At 60.5% G+C, this 24021-nt stretch carries 14 protein-coding genes; 10 read left to right on the forward strand and 4 right to left on the reverse strand.

All coding sequences use genetic code 11. The annotated features are described in order from the left end of the window. Window positions 1-102 precede the first annotated feature (102 nt). Window positions 103-2061 carry a ferritin-like domain-containing protein gene (locus ACZZ0O_RS14835; protein WP_463602942.1) on the reverse strand — a complete coding sequence of 653 codons (1959 nt, stop codon included), beginning with the start codon at window positions 2059-2061 and terminating at the stop codon, window positions 103-105. Window positions 2062-2873: 812 nt separating this feature from the next. Here ACZZ0O_RS14835 and ACZZ0O_RS14840 point away from each other — a divergent pair. From ACZZ0O_RS14840 to ACZZ0O_RS14865, 6 genes are all read left to right on the forward strand, one after another. Then, window positions 2874-3098, forward strand: a complete 225-nt coding sequence (locus tag ACZZ0O_RS14840; protein WP_463592461.1) for a hypothetical protein — start codon at window positions 2874-2876, stop codon at window positions 3096-3098. 409 nt (window positions 3099-3507) lie between these two features. Next, window positions 3508-5211: a type IV secretory system conjugative DNA transfer family protein gene (locus tag ACZZ0O_RS14845; protein WP_463591141.1), complete on the forward strand. Its 1704-nt coding sequence runs from the start codon at window positions 3508-3510 to the stop codon at window positions 5209-5211. 38 nt (window positions 5212-5249) lie between these two features. Continuing rightward, on the forward strand, window positions 5250-5717 hold the full coding sequence (locus ACZZ0O_RS14850; protein WP_463592462.1) for a hypothetical protein: 468 nt from the start codon (window positions 5250-5252) through the stop codon (window positions 5715-5717). Window positions 5718-5742: 25 nt separating this feature from the next. After that, window positions 5743-6204: a hypothetical protein gene (locus ACZZ0O_RS14855; RefSeq protein WP_463591142.1), complete on the forward strand. Its 462-nt coding sequence runs from the start codon at window positions 5743-5745 to the stop codon at window positions 6202-6204. 508 nt (window positions 6205-6712) lie between these two features. Beyond that, complete coding sequence (locus tag ACZZ0O_RS14860; protein WP_153066758.1) at window positions 6713-7066, forward strand: hypothetical protein; 354 nt, start codon at window positions 6713-6715, stop codon at window positions 7064-7066. Further along, window positions 7063-10860, forward strand: coding sequence for a zeta toxin family protein (locus ACZZ0O_RS14865; protein ID WP_463591143.1), 3798 nt, complete (start codon window positions 7063-7065; stop codon window positions 10858-10860). The genes ACZZ0O_RS14860 and ACZZ0O_RS14865 overlap by 4 nt, the downstream gene beginning before the upstream one ends. Window positions 10861-11210: 350 nt before the next feature. Here the strand turns inward: ACZZ0O_RS14865 and ACZZ0O_RS14870 are convergent, their stop codons facing one another. Both ACZZ0O_RS14870 and gcvA read right to left on the reverse strand, forming a co-directional pair. Further along, window positions 11211-13322, reverse strand: a complete 2112-nt coding sequence (locus ACZZ0O_RS14870; RefSeq protein ID WP_463591144.1) for a methyl-accepting chemotaxis protein — start codon at window positions 13320-13322, stop codon at window positions 11211-11213. Window positions 13323-13751: 429 nt separating this feature from the next. Next, entirely contained in the window at window positions 13752-14681 is a 930-nt protein-coding gene (gene gcvA, locus ACZZ0O_RS14875) for a transcriptional regulator GcvA (protein WP_463591145.1), read from the reverse strand. Window positions 14682-14880: 199 nt separating this feature from the next. On the opposite strand from gcvA, the gene ACZZ0O_RS14880 reads away from it, so the two are divergent. Beyond that, on the forward strand, window positions 14881-15654 hold the full coding sequence (locus tag ACZZ0O_RS14880; protein WP_463591146.1) for an SDR family NAD(P)-dependent oxidoreductase: 774 nt from the start codon (window positions 14881-14883) through the stop codon (window positions 15652-15654). A gap of 985 nt (window positions 15655-16639) precedes the next feature. Continuing rightward, a complete protein-coding gene (locus ACZZ0O_RS14885; protein WP_463591147.1) occupies window positions 16640-19495 on the forward strand; it encodes a hybrid sensor histidine kinase/response regulator in 2856 nt (951 codons plus the stop codon). A 165-nt stretch (window positions 19496-19660) separates the two neighbouring features. Here the strand turns inward: ACZZ0O_RS14885 and ACZZ0O_RS14890 are convergent, their stop codons facing one another. Continuing rightward, window positions 19661-20005 carry a response regulator gene (locus ACZZ0O_RS14890; RefSeq protein WP_055846156.1) on the reverse strand — a complete coding sequence of 115 codons (345 nt, stop codon included), beginning with the start codon at window positions 20003-20005 and terminating at the stop codon, window positions 19661-19663. A 292-nt stretch (window positions 20006-20297) separates the two neighbouring features. On the opposite strand from ACZZ0O_RS14890, the gene ACZZ0O_RS14895 reads away from it, so the two are divergent. Further along, on the forward strand, window positions 20298-21812 hold the full coding sequence (locus ACZZ0O_RS14895; RefSeq protein WP_463591148.1) for an ATPase domain-containing protein: 1515 nt from the start codon (window positions 20298-20300) through the stop codon (window positions 21810-21812). Continuing rightward, a complete protein-coding gene (locus ACZZ0O_RS14900) occupies window positions 21799-23871 on the forward strand; it encodes a PAS domain-containing protein (RefSeq protein ID WP_463591149.1) in 2073 nt (690 codons plus the stop codon). The genes ACZZ0O_RS14895 and ACZZ0O_RS14900 overlap by 14 nt, the downstream gene beginning before the upstream one ends. Window positions 23872-24021 lie beyond the last annotated feature (150 nt).

Below are 24021 nucleotides of genomic sequence, written 5' to 3' on the forward strand. Positions count from 1 at the left end.
GTGGACGGAGGCAGGGCGATACGCAGATCGGTTGGATTGGGTTTGGTGCCAGGCGGCAATTTTCGGTTCGCCATCACTTGTTCGAACGCTTGCCATGCGATGTCATAGACAGAGTCGCCCACAGCGAAGGGCAGTTTCGCTATCGGCGTGGGCGTGTTGTCCGAACCGGTGAAATCGAACAGCTCCATCGTGCCGGCGGTGGGATACAACTGCGAGGCGGAGATGGGCACGGCGCATCCACCCAATCCTCCGCATTTGTTGTCTGCGGGCGCGCTGAAGAAGTCCGGCAGGCCGCAGGTGCCACCTACCGCCGAAGCACGCGGCGCAGATTGGCCAGCACCCGCCGCGTCCTCCGAGCGACTGCGAGCAATTGCCGCCTCCACTCACCCCATGAGCAAATCCGCAGCCTCCTTGGGTGGCGCAGGTGTTGGAGCCTTTGCAGCTGTGATAGATGGCGGGTGCCGCACAGTTTCCGCCGGATGCATCCAGTGCCAGGCCCTGGCAGGCGTGCTGCAAGGCGCTCGTGGGTTCTGGCGCAACTCCTTGCCGCAAGGTCGGGGCGCTGCCGTAGACGGCCCAATACAACCCCATGCGATCACCCGAGCCAACCATGGAGGGGAACGGGAACTGCACGGACAGATCGCCCCAGGATTTGGTCAGCACGGTGGTGATGCCGGCCAGTGAGCCTTGTGCGACGTTGTCCAAACCGACCGGATCGACCAGCTTCAAGTTGTTGAGCGCAGTCGCTACTTCGGACGGCTTGGGAATGCTGGTCGGTGCCGTGGCAGGATCGAAATCGGCACTGGTGAGCAACGCCTCTGTCCAGACGTTGCCGGAGACTGCGTGCCACTCACTCCACGTCTCCACCTGATCGACCAGACCAAGCAACTCCTCGAAGCGCTCGTAATGATCCTGTCCGCCATTGCTCGATCGCGCTGCTGCATCTGCCGAGGGCGCGGGGTCGCCCGCGTCGGTGTAGGACGGATAGTTGTTGGCCAACGCCGCCTCGTCGGGCTGGAACTGCACGATCACGCTGTTGAGCGTCACAAGCGTGGCTCCCGTTTCCAGTGCGCGCTCATGGATCATGCCCAGGAACGCGCTGGTGGTCTGCCAGTCGATCCCGCCTTCGCCTTGATCGCAGATGGCATACATCATGTAAATGGCCTGCGCTGCCGCAGCCAGGGGATGGGTTTCGGTGATCTGGGTGTTGAGCTGCGGGTATTCTTTTTGGATCTTGTCGGTGACGCCATTGAACAAATCGCGCTGACCTGTGGGGCCGGCAAACACCTTTTCCCACAAGGTCTGGTTGTCTTCGTATTTGAGCGTGATGTATTGGAAGATGCAAAAATACATCCAGCCAATGGTTCCGAATTTCGGCAGATCCACTTCCGTATCTGTCGCAGTCCAGCTGTTGAACGGCACGGTCGGGAAATAGGCTGTTTCCAGCACCGATGGCTTGATCTTGGCACGTGCGGTGTCGTGGTTTTCCTCGATCACCGTGAACAGCGCCACTTGCGCGTCTGTCAGTCCTGCAAGGTCGACCGTCAGCCCGCTGCCCACCGTGCCTTCTTCCAGGTCTTGCAGATCGATGATGTGCGGAATGACGGTTTGTGTGGGGCCGTAGCAGATCCAGTTGTAGTTGGCGTCCTGCAGCAGCGGGCTGTTGAAGCTCGGGGTGACACCGACCGCGCCACACAGGTTGGCAGCCATCTGAAGATGCAGCATCTCGTCGATGAAGACCGAGAAGAGTAGGTTGTAGGCGCGCTGCGGGGCGGTCTTCTCCGGTGGGGCGCCCAGTGGCAGTGTCCCGGTGGCCATGCCCGGCCAGCGGCGGCCCTTGTAGTAGGAAATGCCATTGGCATTGATCGCATGCGTGCCTTGTATCGACTTCATCGTGCACATATAGAGCGGGACGGTGAACAGCTCTACATTGACCGCCGCTTGGACTAACGCCTGCAACGCGGCCTTGTCGGCGGCGAGATTGGCGATCGGCTGATTGACGATCTGACGGGGTGCTCTGGGGATGCTGCCCAAGACGGTGTGCGTTTCGGTCGCGCTCATACAAACCTTCTCCATGGATGTCCTAGCATTCGGCTGGGTGGCGAGATTGCATGCGTGTGAAGCGCATCCATCCGTCCCAGTGGCGACGAGAACCGCAGCCGTTCGCGCAGTCCTTGCGTCTAGGCACACCTGGAGATCAAGGGCGCTCTTTTGGTTTCCTGAGACCCTTTGAAGATGTAGGCGATAGCATCGACGTATATGCCTGGCCCTGAGGCGAGTCAATTGCTCAGTGCGCCCGGGAATGGCAATGCGTGACCAAGCCGACTGGGATTTCGTGACCCAGCGCATCAGTGGCACCATTGGCCTTCGTTGAGCATGCCGAGTGTGGCACTGAGCCTGCTGCTGGTTGTTTGCACGATGGGTCGCGCCGACTTAGGCCTAAGCGCTCATGAAGGTCTGGCTCAGCACCGGGAAATCAGGTTCCATGTGCTTGTCGAACAAGGGTGCAGGACAGTTTCCCTCGGCTCGGATAACGGCTGTTTCATCACCTCCTGACAGCACGGGAGACGTGATGCTTACGGCGTTTGAGTCTGCTGAGGCCTAATCTGACTCTGCTGGACGCAAGACCGAAGGTTGCTCACTCTGCGGGAGGTGTGAGCAGCGTCTTACCGGCACACGCCTTGGATACGACAGGTGCCTGCGTCTCGACGGCTGGCGGTCGCTGTGCCGAATGTTGCAGGTGAGTCCAGCCGCAGCCACGACTCGACAGGCATCTAGCTCCTTGCGTTATTGGCCCGCCAACATGCAGCTTGTTCACCCGTCCGGTGAGGGACGTCTCATGCGATGCGACAGTGCTGTCGATACTCAATGCAATGGACAGAGCCGAGTTGCGCATCCACCTCAATCATCTGGACGATGCAGTGCCAGCACTGCGAGCATCGAGTCCTGATCGAAGCCATTTCTTGCGCGCGTTCGCGGGTATGGCGCAGCTCATTGAAGCGAGAGCACTCACGTTAAAGGACGCTGAGTTCGTTGAACGGCGCATCGACGAGATTTTGACTTGGCACGGACTGAAAGAAGCCGAAGGCCAGACCTGAGTCGAGCAATGTGTTGTCACAGCCCAGCCATCCCGATGGCTGTGTGCTTTCCACGCGCAGCGACGCGAGCGTTAGGCAAGCACTTGTCCGAAAACGCCGCATTACGGGTCACAGAGCCCAGCAATCGCTTCGGACATACCTCTGTCCCGTCCACCCGAACGCTGTTTAGTCCGCAAGCTTTGTGGGGGTGGGTCAGCAATCCCGGTTGATTGGCGAGCGGAACCATGTTGCTGATAAAGTAACAGGCAAGGAGAGTCGGAGATCTCATTCTTAGCGTGCCTGCAGATCAGACAATTCCTACACAGATGCCAATGCCCATCCGATCTGAGCAGGTGGCCTGATCCTGTAATCTTGCGAGCGGACGGTCGTCTCAAACAAGCCAGGGATCACAGATGGAAGGCAGCGCGTCATGACCGGCAAGATCAAGCTCAGCGCCGCCATCGCGCTCTTGCTCCTTGCCCTTATCGCAGGGGTCTACCTTTCCGGTCAGTTGATTTTGATGCTGTTGAAGGTGGCTGGGCCGCTTAACGTCGGCACCTACTGGTCATATTTCAAAGTGCTCGACCTCCCGCAGTTCGCTCCCTATGCCAGCAAGATCAAGCTCGCCGGCGCCCTCGGTTTTGGCATGCCGCTCCTGGCCTGGATCGCACTGCTAATCCCGCTATTCAAACCGAAAGCCGCTGCCTTGCATGGCGACGCACGCTTTGCCTCCGGCAGTGATCTTGCCAAAAAGGACATGCTCAAACCGTCGCCCACCGGCATTGTGGTTGGCAAGCACGGTGGCAAGTTGGTGCGTCTGCCTGGTCAGCAGTTTGTGATCCTGGCCGCACCCACGCGCTCGGGCAAGGGGGTGGGCATCGTCATTCCCAATCTGCTCGACTACCAAGGATCAGTGGTAGTTTTGGACATCAAGCAAGAAAACTTCGATCTGACTTCCGGCTGGCGCAAGAGCCAAGGCCAAGAGGTCTTTTTGTTCAACCCCTTTGCCGAAGACGGGCGCACCCACCGTTGGAACCCGCTCAGCTACATTTCACCGGATCCCGCGTTTCGCGTCTCTGACCTGATGAGTGTGGCGGCGATGCTCTACCCGGATGGCTCCGACGCGCAGAAGTTCTGGGTGAGCCAAGCGCGCAACGCCTTCATGGCATTGACGCTCTATCTGTTCGATAGCCTGGACGATCAGATCAAGCGCAAGCATCCGAAAGAGACCTGGATGTTCCCAACCCTTGGGATGCTCTATCGCGTGTCATCGGGCGATGGAAGCGACTTAAAGGGCTACCTCAAGAAGCTTTCGCAGCGCGACTTCCTGGGCCGCGACGCCAAGACGGCGTTCGACAATTTGCTCTCGCAAGCCGAAGAAACCTTCGCTTCGATCATGGGCACGTTCAAAGAGCCGCTCAACCAGTTCATCAACCCGATCCTGGATGCATCAACCAGTGACAACGATTTTTTGCTAACCGATGTGCGCAAGAAGAAGATGAGCATCTACATCGGCATCCAGCCGAACAAACTGGCCGAAAGCCGCTTGTTGATCAACCTGTTGTTTAGTCAGCTCATCAACCTCAACACCAAAGAGTTGCCGCAGAACAACCCGGCGCTCAAACACCAGTGCTTGCTGTTGATGGATGAGTTCACGGCCATCGGCCAGGTCGACATCATTGCAAGCGCAGTGAGCTATATGGCCGGCTACAACATCCGCCTGCTACCGATCATCCAGAGCATGGCGCAGCTCGACGCGACTTACGGCAAGGATGTCTCGCGCACCATCATCACCAACCATGCCTTGCAAATCGTCTACGCCCCACGGGAGCAGCAAGACGCCAACGACTACTCGGACATGCTCGGCTACACCACGGTGCGCAAGAAGAACAAGTCGCACACCAGTGGTAAGCAAAGCAGTGTGTCCTACTCTGAGACCGAGCAACGCCGCGCATTGATGCTGCCGCAAGAGTTGAAGGCGATGGGCTTTGATAAGGAAGTCTTCCTCTATGAAGGCATCCCAAGCCCGGTGCTTTGCGAGAAGATCAAGTATTACGAAGATGCGTATTTCATCAAACGACTACTACCCAAAGCCGAAGTGAAGAGGCTAGTTGCTGCCGTCTCGGGCTCATAAAATTAGCACCTGAAAAAATTTCGAAATATTGCTGGGAAATCGATATGCCATTTATAAATGAATTCATTCCTGAGCCGGATGTTGTGAAATACGACTTAGAGGCAATCGATAGAGACTTCGTAGTCGGTGGCACCAACGCAAGAGACTGGACAATTGATCGTGATCGCTACATGTATTTGCGCAATGTCGCAAACGATGGCGGCACCGAAATTGAAGTCAGAAACCAGACGAAGTTTTCATTTTATTGGCATGGCGAGCTCCTGACGCTGAGACTGGATTTGGTCGACGGTGGAGGTGCGCGAGGTCAGCCCGGTTGGTCTCATTGGAGACTGATGTGGATCAATGGTGGGGATGGACTGCCTGAGCATCTCAAGGCTGACAAGGAACAATTCATGGCTGAACTCAAAGAGGCCTTGCTCACATACAAGGATTTTGGCGTCCATTCCAGAAATACGGACTATCACATCGTTCTTGAAGTCAATGATAACTTATTTTCTAAGATGTAATTCTGTCATAAAGTAGGGTGTCACCATGGCATTCGTAAGCGAGTTTATTTCCCCAGATGATGTTGCTAGATACGATATTTTATCGATTGATCGTAAATTTCTGATTGGAGGAGCCAACGCCAGGGATTGGGTCATTGATCGTGAGCGTGAAATCTATTTGCGAAACGTGGCGCATGGCGGGGGGAGTGAGCCTGAAATTCGTAATCAAACGCACTGGACATTTTATTGGCGCGGTGAACTGCTGACGCTGCGACTTGATATGCTTGAAAGTGGAGGAGAAAGAAAAGGGGCTGGCTGGTCTCGTTGGATGTTAATTTGGATCAATGGCGGGAAAGGCCTCCCGGCTCATCTCAAGTCAGAAGCATCACAAATCATTGAAGACTTAGGCGTGGCGCTGACGGCACATAAAGGATTTGGAGGAGTTCACTCAAAGCATATCGATTACAACGCCAAAATTGAGATATCGGAAGGCTGTGCGATATGGTAAATTCATTGAGTGCGGAAGAAGCTATTACTTTACTGAAGGAGCGACCCGATGCGTATCGTTCAGGCGAGGATCTGCGCACACTTGCAGCACAGGTAGATGCAGATGCACGAGGCCGTGTGACGGTTCTTTATAGCGGTCCGGCGGCGAAGGGGGGCTGGTCAACGGATGTCATCGCCGCGATGGTTGAGATGTGCGAAGACGTTAGAATCATCAACTGCTACCTTAAGCTTGGCATCACTCACCAGGCGCAGCGAAGATGGAACAATGCGTGTCGCTATATTCAATCACTATCATTCTCATGGATGGTGGGACGATCCGTAGATGAGCGATGCTCCCGAATCCCGTCAGGCAATGGGCTTCCCGGCAGGTCAAGCATAAGCCTAGGCGTACGCCGTGGGAGCAACCTGTGCAGGATGCGCTTACGCTGGATACTGATGTGCCTATTGCGTCTCAGTAATCCGCTTCTAATAGGGAAACCGCTGACATGGTAAAAATCAAAAATCCATCCATGAAAATTTCGCTGCCTCCTCCTCCGGTGCCGCAGAGGATGCGCGAAATACTAAAGGACTATCCGGATCTAATTGAGCGCGTTCAGGAAGTATTGGATGCTTATGTCGAGAAGCCATATAATTTAATGCCGTTTGAGGGCGCTATTTGGGCTCTTGAGGGTAGGTTGGAATCTTTTATATCCGAGACCCGCGAGGAGCTCGAGAAAGCACAAGCTAGTGGTGATCCTGACGCGATAAGATACGCGGAAGAAAAAGAGCGCGCTACGCGTCATGCGAGTTCAAAAAATCGCGGCATGTCAGACTTAAATGAGATCTGGGACTACATGGAAGCCCATAAGGAGTCTCTGATATGAATGAAGAGGAATCTCGCCTCAGTGACGCCGAGCATCGCAAAGTATTTGAGCAGAAAATTCTCGATGATGCGGCGCTGGAGACAAAGTCATCTTTTGAAAAACCAAAGGCAATCATCCTCGCGGGTCAGCCTGGCTCTGGGAAGGGAGGCCTTGCAAGAATCGCAGATAATGAGCTGGGCAGGGATGCCGTTTCGATTGATGCCGATGAATTGCGTAAATCACATCCCCAGGTAGAAATCCTTCGCAACGCCCACCCTTATACCTGGTCCGACTATACCCACCCCGATGCCAGTCGCTGGGCCAAGGAACTGCTGCAGACCACTATCGAAGGCAAGAAGAACCTGATCTTCGACACCACGCTCAGCAAGGGCGACTCAAGCGCGAGCCTGATCAAAGATTTGCAATCCAGAGGCTACGACGTCGAGGTGCGCGTCATGGCCGCGCACAAGCTGGAAAGCGAGCATGGTGTTGACGCCAGATTTTCTCGGCAACTGGATCAAGAGGGTTACGGCCGCTATGTGCCTGAAGGTACGCGTGAGGACATTTACACCAAGCTACCGGTCAGTCTGGACACCGTGCACGCGCAGACCAGCGCGCCAATCCGCATCTTCAACCGCCAGGGTGCAGAGCTCTACGACAGCCGCACCGATGCACGACCACCAGGACAGGTCCTGGAGCAGGCACGTAATGCGTGGTTCAAGGATCCTGCTTTTACACAGCAGCTACGCGAGCGCTGGCAGCAACAAGCTAATTGGCACCGTGATTTGCCGGAGCATGCGCGAGAAATCCCGAATTCCAACGCTGCGATTCAGGAGCAATTGCTCGCAGAGCACGCCGAGCTCAAGGTGAGCGATGGAGTCGCTAGTCGTCTGGAAGGCATCGCCACCATCGACGAACTGGTGCGTCCAGGTGCTCCGCCTGCGCGCACACCCGTGCCGGAGCCGGAGATTCCGGGGCTGCGTCGTGCCGGCATGACGGCCGGCCTGGCGGGTGTGGGAGTTGCGGCAGGTGCCTTCGATGCGGTGCATACCGGCGAGCGCGTGAGTACGCTGTTGGCACAAGACAACCTCACCGCTGCGCGCTCAGAAGCGTTGCATTTTGCTGCCCGAGGCGCTGGCGGCTGGGCCGGAGGTGCTGCTGCCGCTGCCGTTGTTGGCACAACCGGCGCCGGTCCGGTCGCGCTGGTGGTGGCCGATGGTTATCTGTTCAGTGCCGCTGCTGACAAGGCCGCTACCCTGTGGGACAACCGTCAGATCTATGCACAGACCGACAAGCAGGGTGTGAGCTGGGAGTTCAACGGCAACCAGTGGCTTCGCCAAGAAAAAGCCGATCTGCCCAACGATGGCGTCGATGCGCCGCAGAAGGAGGCCATGTTCGCACTGCCTGAAAAGGCGCGCGAGCTGAACTATCACGCTAGTGGCGAAGCGACCGAGCAGGCGCTGGGCAAGGTGCAACCCAGTAATCCTTATGTGCAGCCATCCAGTGAGGCAGATGCTGCGCATCTTTACGCACGGGATTGGCGGCACGATCCGGCAAGTGGCCAGTGGTCACGGATGATCGCCGACGAAGTTGATCTGAACGATCGGCCCATCTGGACATTGGATCCAGCAAGTCCTGAGCGCAATGCTGCGTTGGATCAGCAGGCAGCTCAGGTGGTAGACGCCAACATCGCCCGTGGCCCAGCTGCAATTGCGGCAACCTATCAAGCTGCCCATCAGCGCAATGGCTGGGACGATTTCGGTCCCGTGCCAGCTGCGGTGCAAGCAGCCTTGAATCCGGATTCGCTGCAAGCATCGGACGGCAAGCAGTATCAGCGCGATACGCAGGGCCAGTGGCGGCATGACGGCGTTGCTGCCGAAGGCAATGTTTCGTTGGAACTCAACGCAACGCGCGAACGCTTGCAACCGGCATTGGAGCAGCACGCGCAGGCAATGGCACAGATGCCCGCGCGGCAAGCACCAACGCTGCAGCAGCAGGATCAGGCCAATACCGAGGCGACTTATGCTGCCTATGGCGTTGCGCCAAATGCCCAGACCGCAGGGGCGATCCAGCTCGCGGTGCAGAAGACGCGCGAGGCAAACGGGATTGATGCAGCGACCAGTTCTCTGGCATTGGAGCATGATGCGACCGGGCAATACTCGGTGGACAGCCCCATCCAGCATCTGAGCCGTGGCGCTGACGGTGTGGTGCGCGTTGCAGCAACCACCAGCGCCGCCGATATCCATCAGGCGCTTGGCCAGGTGCAGTCGCTTCGGCAGGAACAACCGCCTTCGGCCAGTGCACCAGAGCTGCGCATTGATGCGCAATCGCCCCAAGAACGCGATGCCTACGAGCAAGCGTTGCGCGAGGCCAATCGGCAAGGTGTGTCCACGCAAGAAGCGCAACAGGTCGCAAGCTTTGCGGCTACGACCGTTACCGCTCCCCGTGTGGATGAAACCCAAGCGCCTCAGGCAGCCATTGATGCGCAGCGGGATCGAGACGTTGCACGCGCTGCTGAGCAGCCTGCTGTTGCGGAGACGGCAACGCCTGCCCCGGCCGTGATTCCTGCACCCGTCAATGCGCAAGCGCAGGAAGAGCCGCGCCCGGTCGCCAAGCCTGCTGAGCCGAAGCCCGAACCTGTCCCACAACGCGAACCCCAAGAGACCCACACACCTGTTGTTGCTGCACCCTCTACGCCATTCCCGGCCCAGTCTAAGGCGGAGGCATTGGTTCCAACGATGGCGAGCGCGTCTGCGCCGAGCGTGGGATCAGCATCATTCGCTTCGACCTCTCCCGTTCAAGCGTCTACTCAGGCCAATGCACCGACGCAGCCGGCATCAAGTGACGTGGAAGGGCTTCGCCTCGGCGATCGGGGGCAAGAGGTCGAGTTCTTGCAGTATCGATTGCAGCAAGTTGATGCGCGCGGTCCCAATGGTCAGGCCGTGCCGCAAGACGGGCACTACGGTCCGGAGACCGAACACGCGGTAAGGCAGTTCCAGCAAGACCAAGGTTTGCCGGCAACGGGCATTGCCGGCCAAGACATGGATGCAGCGTTGTCCCAGGCACAACACACGCGCCGAGAAGCTTTGAAGCCCACAGAGCCAACATCGGTGAATGCGGCGGTGGAGCAGGGCGGTGAGCAGCAAGCCCGAGTAGCCACGTCACAGAACGATGCGCCATCGGCTGTTCGATTGCAGGCGGATCAGCAAGAGGCCATGCGAACCTCGTCGCCGGCAATCCCAACCCAGAGCGAAGTGCCGGCACAGACCGTCTTGCCTGAGCGCACGTCCTCCTCCTATGCGTCATCGCCTGGCTTTGGTGGGACAACCGCGCGTTCAAGCGCAGGTGAACAAGAAGAGGGTCGCGTCGAGCAAGCGAGGCCTTCGCAAGATGTCGCTCAACACGCGGTTCCTTTTAATCATCGGGATTACGCGCTGTTCTCTGCCATCCAGGCGCAGCTCCCAAAGGGCACGTCTGATGAGAAAACGGTCGAAGTGCTGCATGCCCTCAAAGAGTCAGGGATTGAGCGCGCGGATGAACTGCGGAAAGTGACCATCCACGAGGATGTTGCTTTTGTCTTTGGCAAAACGCCGGGGTTCCATTCGGAAGTCGCACTCAACACGCCATCGCCTGGCATCAATGAGACCTTGCAGAAGACGGAGGCGTTGGATCAACAACGGGCGCAGGAAATGGTGCAATTCCAGCGCGAGCGCGAAGAGATCGACAAGAAACCAACGGGCCCAGTGATGACGCTTGCTGCGCGCTCTCAGCAGCACGTGATGTCGGACGCGTCCGGTGGTGACGGAGGCGGTTGAAGTTCAAGGTTTAAAACGCTTTTTTCGCTAAGGGTGCAGTAGGTAGTTTGTTACTGCTTGCAGAAAAGTTACGCCCCGCAAACCCAGCCTCATACAAAGAAGATCGCGAAGCCAGCCATCGCTCATTGCGGTCTGCCACCGCCTCGCAGTCGCCGGTTGCCGCATTCTTGGCAGTGCATCGGCAAAATTACCTCAGACGCCGTTGTAAGCGTCTGCGATGGGCGCGGCCTGATCTACCTGCCGAAACAACGCTGGCGTTTTTGTTGTCGAGTAGGTCAGGGCAGCAAGCAGTCTTTCTGCGAGCGATAGCGCCGCCAACAAATAGCTGACCATCACGGCACATCAAAGGCTCAGATCACCGCAGCCTTGACCTTAAACACTTCCACAGCACGGATCAGCTGCACGGAATGGTCCTCCAGCGCACGCGCGGCGGTGCTGGCGGCTTCGACCAGGCGGACGTTTTGCTGGGTGGTTTCGTCCATCTGGGCGATGGTGTGATTGACCTGTTCGATGCCGCCGGCCTGTTCCTGCGAGGCGGCGGAGATGTGGCCCATGATGTCGGTGACGTGCTGCACGCTGGTAACGACTTCGCCCATGGTGGTGCCGGCCTTGTGCACCAAGGCCGAGCCATCGGCCACGCGCTGTACCGAGTCGTCGATCAGGCGTTTGATTTCCTTTGCGGCATCGGACGAGCGGTGCGAGAGCGTACGTACCTCCGAGGCGACGACGGCGAAGCCGCGGCCTTGCTCGCCTGCGCGTGCGGCTTCGACCGCTGCATTCAACGCCAGGATATTGGTCTGGAAGGCGATGCCGTCGATAACCGAGATGATGTCGGCGATGCGCCTGGACGAGGCCTCGATGCCAGACATGGTGTCGATCACCTGGCCGACCACATCGCGTCCCTCCGAGGCGATAGTGGCGGCGCCGCGTGCGAGCTGGTTGGCGCGGCCGGCGTGCTCGGCGTTTTGCTTGACGGTGGAGGTCAGTTCTTCCATCGAGGCTGCGGTTTCTTCGAGATTGGCAGCCTGTTGTTCGCTGCGGCGTGCCAGTTCCTGATTACCGCTAGCGATGTCTTCGGCGGCAAAACCAATACTGTTGGAGGTTGTTTGTATCTGGCTGACGATGTCGGTGAGGCGATGCACGGTGCTGTTGGCATCGTCGCGCATGGCAGCGAATACGCCGTGGAAGTTGCCCGACATGCGCACGGTCAAATCGCCGTCGGCGATAGCGCGTAGCAGCTGCGAGAACTTGGCCAGGTTGCTGTCTGCCGTGGCCATCATGGTGTTGAGGTTTTCCACCATCAGGCGGAAGTCGTGCTCGAACTTTTCCGGTTGGCCGCGCAGCGCGAAGTCGCCCGCGCAGGCGGCCTGGGTCAGTGTGTGGATCTGTGCGTTGATGGCGCGCAGGTTCTGCTTGACCTGCTGCATGGTGGTGCTGATGGCGGCTTTTTCGCCGGGGTAGTGCTCGATTTCCGGGGCGAGGTCGCCGATTGCATAGCGGCCCATGACCTCGGTCATGCGCAACTGGGTCTGTACGTGTGCGTGTACCAGCGCGTTGGTGTCCTGCACCATGTGCGCGTACTCGCCAGGGAACTGCTGCGCGTCGGTGCGGTAGCTGATCTGGCCGGCGTCGTGACGCGCTGCCATGGTGCGCTGCGCCGAGATGACATCGCGCAGGCGGCGTTGCATCTGCTGCATGGCTCGCAGGAGCTGGCCGGATTCGTCCTTGCTTGCCGCGGTATCGGGTGTCCCGAGGTCGCCTGCGCTGATGCGCTCGGCCAGTTGCAGCGACAGACGCAGGGGCAGCACCACGCTGCGAGTGAGCAGCAAGGCAATCGTTGCGCCCAGCAGTAGCGCGATCACGGTGGAGATCACCATCAGCATGGCAAAGCCACGTGCGGTGGCGACGGCCTGCTGGGCGGCTTGGCGGTTCTTCTGCTCTTGCAGATCGATGAAGGCATTGATGCTGGCCAGCCAATCGATGAAGGCCGGGCGTGCTTCCTGCAGCAGGCGTTGCTCGGCATGCGGCCGGTCCGATGCGTCGCGGAACGCGCGCACCTGTGCGATCAATGGCAGGGTGCGCTGCTCGATGGATTTGATCTGCTGCAGAATCGTTTTTTCCCGCGCGTCGGTCGAGGCGGCGATCATGGTGTCGAGCGGCTGCGCGGAGCGCGCATAGTCGGCGGTGAGTTTGTCGATCAATTGCTCCGCAGCGTGGCGGTCGGCCGGCGCGTCCATCAGCACGACATCGCGCAAGGCGATTGCGCGGTCATGCACACTGCCGCGGAAGTTGATCGCATACCGTTGTTTGACGCTGTTGACTTCATTGATCGCGGTCAATTGCCGATCGATGCTGCGCACGCGCTGGATGCCGACCACGGTGAGGATCACCATCAGGACGATGATCGCGAGAAAGCCGAGGGACAGGCGTTGACCAATGCGGAGATCGGAGAGGGTGTGCATAGGGGAGATCGGTGATCCGGAGAAACGGAGCGCTGGGGAATCCCGGCATGGGCAGGGATGCGGGGGCGGGAGCAGATCGTCGAGAGGGCGGCGTTGCTACCCCGATCGTGTCTCGCCTCGTTCGTTAGCGACCTCAACTATTGGAACTGTACGCATCGCGTATCCGATATTCAGGCGCGGTTGGATCGCGCTGCATCGGCGATGGCTGACGATTGAGCCGGCGATGTTGGATTCTGCGCAGCCGCGAGATGGCGATGGGCTTGCTGCAGAGTGCCGATGCGGTGTGGTCAGCGACGCAGGCATTGCTTGCGCGAGTGGCTGCTGCATGCGGCGCGCGCATATTTGATATGCGTACTTTGATTATCCAAGGCAGCGACGTGGTGTGCGTTGGTCGGCACGCACCGATACGGTGGTGCGGTCGTCACGGGTCTAGCGCGTAGCCGCGAGTGCGCTGTTTGCGCTGGCTTCTTCGCAGATCCATTGCCGGAAAGCGGCAATCCGCGGCAGGTGGGAGCTCTCTTGGCGGTTGACGAGGTAATAGGCCAGGGGCGAGGGGAACTGCATCTCCGGGAACAAACGGATCAGCCGGCCGGTAGCGATGTCGTCATGCGCCATCACGCTGCGCGCCAGCGCGATGCCGTGTCCCTCGATGGCGGCCTGCAGCACGGCGGCTGCATTGTTGATCTTCAGGCCCCGGATCGCATCCACGCCGACGACGCCTGCCTTATCGAGCCACGCGGTCCAGGATGGGAAGTTGGGATGCGTCTCCATCGAGAGGTCGTGGATCAGCGTCTCGCCTGTCAGCTGCGCCGGTGCGCGTAGCCGGCCGATCAGCGCTGGCGAGCAGACCGGATAGACCTCCTCGTCCATCAGCTTGAGGGCCACCAGGCCCGGCCACTGGCCAGCGCCATAGCGCACGCCGATGTCGATCCGTTGCGTTAGGAAATCCACAGGTTTGAGGCTGGTCTCAAGCCGGATGTCGATGTCGGGGTGCGCGGTCTGGAAGCGATCGATGCGCGGGAGCAGCCACTTGGCTGCAAAGGCCGGGCTGACGGTCATGGTCAGCATGGTGCCGCCGGACTGTTCCTTCAGCCGTTCCAGCCCAAGGGTCAGGCGATCCAGCCCAGCACGCACATCGGGCAGCGCCTGCTCGGCGGCGGGCGTGGGCAGCAAACGGGCGCGGCCAGCCTGGCTGCGATGAAACAAGGGGGGGCCTACCCAGTCTTCCAGTGTTCGTACCAGCTGGCCGACCGCCGCCGGTGTGACATGCAGCTCGGCCGCAGCCGCCGAAAAACTCTGATGGCGAGCGCTGGCTTCGAAGGCACGTAGTGCATTGAGGTGGACGGGCGACTTTTTCACGATAAAGATTTTCTTTCAGGTCGGGACACATTAACTGGTTTGTGGCCATGCCGCCCCAGCCGAACAATGGCCGCCATCCCACGGCCTACCCGCCGCGCCTTCGTTGGCGATGCAGGTGGGTGGTGTTGGCTCATCCCGGCGACCAGTTCGCCGGCTGTCTTTCTGACCTGCCTGACGGCAGGCACGTCGAGGTTTGATCATGGACACGCAATTCAACGGTAAGAAGCTATTGGTCGTCGGTGGCACCAGCGGCATGGGGTATGCAGTGGCCCGGCACATCCTGCTTGGTGGCGGGCATGCGGTGATCGTCGGCCAGCGCGCCGAGAAGACCGAAGCAGCCCGCCACGCGCTGGCCGCACTCGGATCGGTGGAGGCATTGAATGCCGATCTGACCAGCCAGCAAGGCATTGCCGAGTTGTTGGCGGCGATCGACCGCTCGCATCAGCAGATCGATCTGCTGGTCAATGCAGCGGGCGTGTTTTTCCCCAAGCCGTTTCTGGAGCACCAGCAGGACGACTACGACCGCTACATGGCGCTCAACAAGGCGTTTTTCTTCATCACGCAGAAGGTCGCCGCCAATCTGGTCGCACACGGTCGCAGCGGTGCGATCGTCAATATCGGTTCGATGTGGGGCAAGCAGGCGATTGCGGCCACGCCGTCATCGGCCTACTCGATGGCCAAGGCCGGTCTGCATGCGTTGACCCAGCATCTGGCGATGGAATTGGCGCCGAAGGGCATCCGCGTCAATGCGGTCTCCCCGGCGGTGGTGGACACGCCGATCTACGAGGGGTTCATTCCGAAAGCGGACGTGCATGCAGCACTGCAAGGCTTCAATGGGTTCCACCCCATCGGCCGTGTCGGCACTGCGCAGGACGTGGCCGAGGTGATCGCGTTCCTGCTATCGGACAAGGCCGCTTGGGTCACCGGTGCAGTCTGGGACGTCGATGGTGGTGTGATGGCTGGCCGCAACTGACATCGACAACGCGTTGCACTCGGCGTCGCCTGCACGCTGCTGCATCGGGGCCTTGCGTGGCGTCAGCTGTCTGCCAATCTTGGCGCCATGGATTGGCTGCCTCGCTCGATGGCGCCAACCGCGTGATAGCTATGTTCCGTGTGCGCGCTGAGCTGGGAACATCGGTATGCCGCGCGGTGAGCGGAGGTCGCGCTACAGAGTTTGTAAGCAGCTTTATTGAAAACCGCGCCCACCGACCATCACGACTGGTCCTTGCCCGCCTGCCGCCGCGGGACCTTATGCGGCATGGATGCCGCATAAGAGCCTCCATGGACGGATTCACGGCGTGTCCCGCGGCGTTAGGCGGGTAAGGGCCATGCAGCCGGGGCGCAGATCAGCGGCTCTCCACTAGCAAATGCAAAGCAGCCAAGCACACCGAAAGCAACCGAATTAGAGCCTCAATGGAAGGATTCACGCCGTGTCCCGCGGCGGCAGGCGGGCAAGAGCTTTTGCAGCCGGCGCGCAGATCAGCGGCACTCCACTAACGCATGCAGAGCAGCCAGTCACGTCCAAGGCAACCGTGAGCTTCCGTTCTTGAAGACGCCGAAAAAAGTCGCGAGCCATGGGCCGATAAAGATGAACTGAGAACGCGAGAGCGCATGTACGCGATCTACACCGCGAACACGCCCATCGCACGGCCCAACCGGCAGTGACGCGCCAAATCCCTGTTGGTTAGCACATGTCCTCACACGCGGCGCAGTACCGTGGCGCATCGGCAGCACCAACGGCTGGATATACGTCGCCTGCCGCAGGTTGGGTGATGACGGTGGTGTGAGCGGTCGATCGTGCCTGTTGGCGATACGTCGCGCGGTCTTGGGCTCTCTTCTAATGGTTTGGCACAGATGCACGGATGGGTGAACAGTCATCAGGGCGCAGGCGGTGAAGCGATGCGGTGGTGTCGTGCGGGCGATCTGCGGCGTGGCGTGATCGTGCGGATGCGCGCGGTATGACCACTGCATTTCCGCATGGCGACAGCGCCATGGCGCAGGCGGTGCGCGTATACGACTGGGCTGCTACGCCGTTGGGGCCGAGCGCGCAGTGGCCGTCGCCATTGCGCAATGCGGTCAGCTTGATGCTCACCTCGCCGGAGAGCATGTACGTGGTGTGGGGCGAGGCGCTGACGTTTTTCTATAACGATGCGTACGCGCCGATTCTGGGGCCGCGTCGGCCGCAGGCACTGGGCGCGCCGCTGCGCGAGCTGTGGGCCGATGCGTGGGATGCGGTACGTGCGCCGATCGAGGCAGCGTTTGCCGGAAGCGCCTCGCGCTTTGAAGAAGTGCCGATTGGTATGAACCGCTACGGCACGCCGGAAGAGACCTGGTGGACGTTTTCGTTTTCGCCGATCTATCTGGACGATGGCAGCATCGGTGGCGCGTTCTGCGTGACCAACGAGGTGACCGCGCGCAAGCTGGCCCAGGCGCGGTTGGCCGACGAGCACGAGCGCTTGATCCGCTTGTTCGAGCAGGCGCCAATGTTCATGGCGTTTTTGAGCGGGCCGCAGCATCGCGTCGAGTTCGCCAACCCGTGCTACTCGCGCTTGGTCGGCCACCGCGACGTTTTCGGGCGGCCGCTCGCCGAAGCGTTGCCGGACGCACTTGAGCAAGGGCATCTGCGCCATCTGGATGAGGTGTATCGCTCCGGGCGCGCCTATACGGCCAATGCGGTGGTGTACGACGTCCAGGCAGTGCCAGGCGGGCCGACCGAGCGACATCTGCTGGACCTGGTGTATCAACCGATTGCCGGTGCCGACGGCACGGTCTCCGGCATCTTCGTGCAAGGGTTGGATATCACCGATCGCATCAGCCTGGAACGCGCGGTGCGCGAGGCAGAAGTGCGCAACCGGCAGATCCTCGATAGCGTCATGGACTACGCGATCATCGCGACCGACATGCGCGGCCAGGTGACTTCATGGAACGAAGGCGCGCGCCGCATTCTGGGCTGGAGCGAGGCCGAGATGCTCGGGCAATCGCTGGAGCGCACATTTACCCCGGAAGATGTGGCGAATCGACAGCTTCTGATTGAAGCCGCCGCAGCGTTGGAAAGCGGTAGCGGCATGGACGAGCGCTGGCATATGCGTAAATCCGGCGAGCGGTTCTGGGCCAATGGATCGTTGATGGTGCTGCGCGAAGAAACTGGCGTAGCGATTGGCTTTGTCAAAGTGCTGCGCGATCGCACCGCCGAGCGCTTGGCCGGCCAAGCCTTGATCAAAAGCGAGCGCCGGCTGGACGCCTTGGTGCGCGCGTCGTCGCAAGCGATCTTTTCTGCCACTGCCAACTGGGGCGCGTTGCGCCTGCATGCCGGCGATGGCTTGTTGGACGATGGTCGTGCGGCCAATGCGCGCTGGCAGCAGGAATGGATTCATCCGGATGATCGTGCGCCGTTGCTAGCGGCCATCCATGCTGCGATCGACGATAAGGCTGCGCTGGAGCTTGAGCTTCGCGTACTGGATCGACAACAGGTGCGCTGGACGCTGCTGCGTGCAGTGCCCTTGCTCGATGCAGAGGGCGAGATCGATGAGTGGTTCGGTACGGCCTCGGACGTCAGCGATAGACGCGAGGCCGAAGAGCAATTGCGCGTGCTGACCGAAACCCTGGAACAGCGCGTGCGTGAACGGAGCGCGGCGTTGCTGCTGGCCGAAGAAAAACTGCGCCAGAGTCAAAAGATGGAAGCCGTAGGCCAGCTCACCGGCGGCCTGGCGCACGACTTCAACAATCTGTTGACCTCCATCACGGTGGGCCTGGAGCTGCTGCAGGCGCGAGTCGAGCAAGGCAAGTACGACCGCTTGGAACGCTATGTGGAAATGGCGCAAACCAGCGCCGCTCGTGCCGCTGCGTTGACGCAACGCCTGCTGGCATTCTCGCGCCGGCAGACGCTGGCCCCCAGCGCGTTGGAAGTGGACGCGCTAGTGCACGGCATGCGCGAAATCATCTCGCGGACCTTGGGGCCATCGATCACGTTGCAGGTGACGCCGGCTCCGCAGCCGTGGAAGGTGCTGGTAGACGCGCCGCAGTTGGAAAACGCGCTGCTCAATCTGTGCCTCAATGCGCGCGATGCCATGCCCGATGGCGGTGTACTCACCATCCGGCTGCACAACCGCTCGCTGGATTCGGTGGCGGCCCAGCAGTTGGATTTGCCGCCTGGCGATTATGTGTGCCTGAGCGTGCAGGACACCGGTACCGGCATGACGGACGAGGTCATGTCCAAGGTGTTCGAGCCGTTTTTCACCACCAAGCCGATCGGGCAGGGCACCGGTCTGGGCCTATCGATGATCTACGGGTTTACCCGGCAGTCCGGCGGGCACGTGCGCATCGATTCGGAAGTGGGTCTGGGCACCACCATGGCCCTGTATTTGCCACGTTTCAGCGGGATAGATGCGCAGGACGAGGCAGTCGCCGCACCGCAACAGCCGCAGCGCGCAGCAGCGCAGAGCTGCACCATCTTGCTGGTAGAGGATGAAACCGCAATCCGCATCTTGATCTCGGAGGTGCTCACCGAGGCCGGTTATCGCGTCATCGAAGCGGCCGAAGGCAGCGCTGCGGTGGAGCGCTTGCGCTCGTTAGAGCCAATCGATGTGTTGGTGACCGATGTCGGCCTGACCGGTGGCTTGAACGGGCGCCAGGTGGCCGATGCGGGCCGGCAATACCGACCCACGCTACCGGTGCTGTTTGTGACCGGCTACGCGGCAACCGCGGCCGTCGGCGCCGGACAGCTGGACGACGGCATGGAAGTGTTGACCAAGCCGTTCCTGGCGGCCGACCTGAAGCTGCGCGTGATGCAGTTGCTGGAGCGGCGTTTGCAATGACCGTGGCTGCCGCGCGGGTAGCGGAGCCATCGTCGCGCTCGAGTCGTCGGCGTTGGGCGCGTTCACGCTGCAGCTTGAGAACGCAACACGTCGGCTGCAGTCACGTGTGCAAAGCGCTTTGTACGCCTGGCCTGCGAGGCATGAGAGTGCCTTGGTTGCGCCCGGTTACAGCGTTGTCTGCACGATGCCCAGCAAGTCACGTAACGAGAATGGCTTGGTGAGCAAGCGCATGCCGGTATCCAGAAAGTCCGCCCGTTGGGCGCTGGCGCCTGCGTAGCCGGTCATGAAGATGATCGGGAGTGCGGGGTACAACCGCCGCGCATTGTCGGCCAGGTCGCGTCCGTTCATGCCCGGCAGGCAGATATCCGACAGCAGCAGGTCGAACGGACAGGCCGTGACGAGCTGCTCCAGCGCCTGTTCGGCATCGGCAGACACGACGACCTGATAGCCCTCTTCGCACAGGATATCCGCGGTCATTGCGCGAATGGCGTCGTCGTCTTCCACCAACAGAATGCGTGCATTACATGATGCGTCGTTCACCGCTATCCTCAAGCGATCGCAACAACGCGACCTGCTTCACTGCCAAGGCTATGCGTGCGCCCGTGACGAATGTGTCGGAGTTGTCACGCAGCGCATCACAAAAGCCCGGGGCACGCCGCAGATTGACACCCCAAAGCAGCGAAAATTCGCCACTGCGGTCACGGCAAAAGATGGGCAGAACGCACAGCGCGTCAAGCTAGGCAAGCTGATCAATTCAGTCTGTGGCAACGGACGATCACGCGCGCGTGTTAACTTAAATGGCATGAAAAATGTAAAGCCGATGATCGCAAACCGCATCACGACCGGGACGACGGGGCTTGACACGATCCTCCGCGGAGGACTGCCGGCCAATCGGCTCTATCTGCTCGAAGGCCAGCCCGGCTCCGGCAAGACTACGTTGTCGCTGCAATTCTTGCTCGATGGCGCAGCCAGAGGCGAGAGCTGCCTGTACGTCACGTTGTCGGAAACCATCGACGAGCTCAACGAAGTTGCCGCGTCGCACGAATGGTCGCTGGAACCTTTGCACATCTTCGAGCTGGCCTCGGCCGAAGCGTTTCTGGGCGACGGGCGCCAGCAGTCCATTCTGCATCCTTGGGAAATGGAACTGGATGGCACGATCAAGTTGATCCAGGCCGAAGTCGATCGGGTCAAGCCGACGCGCGTGGTCTTCGACTCGTTGTCCGAACTGCGTCTGTTGGCGCAAGACTCGCTGCGTTACCGACGGCAGGTGTTGGCGCTGAAGCAGTTCTTCGCACCGCGCAACATCACCGTGTTTCTGGTCGATGACCTCACCGACGAGAATGGCCAGCGCGATGCGCATCTGCACAGCCTGTGTCATGGCGTGATTTCGCTGGAACGCATGACGCTGGACTTTGGCGCAGCGCGGCGACGCATGCAGGTGCAGAAATTGCGCGGGGTCAACTTTACCGCCGGCTACCACGACATCACCATCGTGACGGGCGGCATGCGGATCTATCCGCGTCTGATCGCCTCCGATCATCACGTGCCGTTTGTCGGCGATGCGGTGTCCAGCGGGGTGGAGCGTATCGATGCACTGCTGCACGGTGGCCCCTTGCGCGGCACCAGCACCTTGCTGACCGGTCCGGCCGGCTCGGGCAAGACCAATGTCGCCCTGCAATATGTCAGTGCAGCCTGCGAACGTGGCGAGCATTGCTGCGTGCTGCAGTTCGACGAGCGCACCGGCACCTTGCTGACGCGTGCCGAAAACCTGGGCATGGATTTACGCAAGCACCTGGCCACGGGCATGTTGGAACTGCACCAGATGGACCCTGCAGAACTGACGCCCGGCGAGTTCTCCTGGGCGGTGCGCGAAAGCGTGGAGTCGCGGAACTGCCGCATCCTGGTGATCGACAGCCTCAACGGCTATCTGTCGTCGATGCCGCAAGAAAAGCAGCTGATGCTGCAGATGCACGAGCTGCTGTCCTATCTCAACCAGAGCGGCGTGACCACGTTCCTGATCAACCCGCAGCATGGTCTGGTGGGGACGATGTCGACCGGCAATCTCAATATCTCCTACATGGCCGACACCGTGATTCTGTTTCGCTTCTTTGAAGCGCAGGGACGGATCCGCAAGGCCTTGTCGGTCATCAAGAACCGCAGTGGCGCGCATGAAGATTCGATTCGCGAGATGCGCATCAGCAGCGGCGGTCTGCATTTGAGCGAACCGCTGGAAAGGTTCCATGGCGTGCTGACCGGCACCCCACAGTTTGTCGGGGACAGCACGCCCTTGCTGGATCGTGCACTTGACCAACTGTGAAGCGGATGGGTCTGTGGTCCACATCATCGCGCCGTTCGGCCGCGATGCGGAAAGTATTGCAAGCATTGTCGGTGAGCGTGGACTGACGCGCCGGGTCTACGGTGCGTTGGCGGCATTGTCCGGCGACCTGCTCGACAGTTCCGGCGTGGTGGTGCTGACCGAAGAGGCCGTCGGCGGCGATCTGCAGCAGTTGCAGCAGATCCTGCAGGGTCAGGCGGCGTGGTCGGATATTCCATTCGTGCTGCTGCGCGCCCCGCGTGGCAGCCAGCATGGTCGCCGGGTGAGCCTGCCTGCCGAGATGACCAATGTCATCGAGCTGGAGCGGCCGCTCAGTTCATCGTCGCTGTTGAGCGCGATTTCCAACGCATTGCGGTCGCGACAAAAACAGTTTGTGATCCGCGACCAGATGGCAGAGCTGGCCGAAGGCCGTGCTGCACTGGCATTGAGCGAAGCCGAGTTGCGCCGCGTCACCGATGCCTTGCCGGTGTTGATCGCCTTTATCGACAAACACCTGGTGTATCGCTTCGCCAATCGCTCGTACGAAGACTGGATCGGTATCCCGCCGCAAGAGGTGATCGGACGTCCGCTGGTGGATGTGATGGGGCCTGCGGTGGTGGCCGAGCGGCGCGCCTGGATCGAAGCCGCGCTGTCCGGTCAGGCGCTGACGGTGGAAGCGAGCTGGCCGCATGCCGATGGGCGCCGCCGCGATGCCGAGATCCGCTACATGCCGCGCTTCGATGCAGAGGGCAAGGTGGATGGCTTCCACGTGTTTGCGACCGACATCACCGCACGTGCGCTGGCGCTGGAGTCGATCCAGGAGCAGGCCAACCTGCTGGAGGCCAAGGTGGCCGAACGCACGGCCGAGTTGCAGCAACAGATGCTGGCGCGCGAATCCAGTGAGGCCGCGCTGCGTCAAGCGCAAAAGATGGAAGCGGTGGGCCAGTTGACCGGCGGCATTGCGCACGACTTCAACAACATGTTGACCGGCATCCTGTCGGCCTTGGATCTGGCGCGTCTGCGCATCGATCAGGGGCGGACCGAGGGACTGGGACGGTTTCTGGATGTGGCCTCGGCCTCGGCCTTGCGCGCGGCCGCATTGACCCAACGCCTGCTGGCGTTTTCGCGCAGGCAATCGCTGCAGGCGCGGCATCTGCAGTTGAACGATCTGGTGGTGTCGCTGCAGGAATTGCTGGCGCGCACGCTGGGCGAGTCGGTACGCATGGAAGCCGATCTTTGCGATGCGCTACCGCATGCGTATGTTGACGAAAACCAGCTGGAAAGCGCGTTGATCAACCTGGCCATCAACGCCCGCGACGCCATGCCGGACGGCGGCCAGTTGCGCATTTCGACCCGGCATCTGCATGTCGACGAACACCGTCTTGAACTTGGCCGTGGCATCAGCCTGGCGCCGGGCGACTACGCCGTGGTGTCGGTGGCCGACACCGGCACCGGCATGCCGGCCGATGTGCTGGAGCGCGTGTTCGAGCCGTTTTACACCACCAAGCCGATCGGGCAGGGCACCGGCCTGGGCATGTCGATGATCTATGGCTTCATGCAGCAGTCCAACGGGCAGGTCTGGGTGGAGTCGGAAGTGGGCGTGGGCACCACGGTGAGCCTGTATCTGCCCGCCGGTGTCGCCGTGCAGAGCGTGGCGATGGGGCCGCAAGGCGGAGCGGTGGTGGCCGGGCAGGGACAGCAGGTGCTGGTGGTGGAAGACGACGAACAAGTGCGTCTGCTGGTGACCGAACTGCTCGGCGAGTTGGGCTACGAGGCCGAGGTTGTGGCCGATGCCGACGCCGCGCTGCCGATCCTGGCCTCGCAGCGACGGATCGATCTGCTGGTGACCGATGTCGGGTTGCCCGGGCTCAACGGACGCCAGTTGGCGGAGATTGCGCGACAGTCGCGCCGCGATCTGCCGGTGATCTTCATGACCGGCTACGCCGAGACCGCACGCGACCGCGGCGAGTTTCTTGCCGAGGGCATGAGCATGATCGCCAAGCCCTTTACGCTGGGCGAGTTCAGCGGGAAGTTGCACGAGGTGCTGGGGCCGTCGTCCTGAGCGATGCAGATGCGGGATCTGCTGCATTGCTTGCGCATTGCTTCTTGGTAGCCGCGTCGACTGCCTTCACCCAGGAACAAGTGCGGGCTGTCCACGCAACCTCGCGTGGTCCGCTTCAGCCTATGTCTCTGCGTCTACCTACCGCCGCTG

This window comes from Xanthomonas sp. AC360 (genome assembly GCF_979258225.1).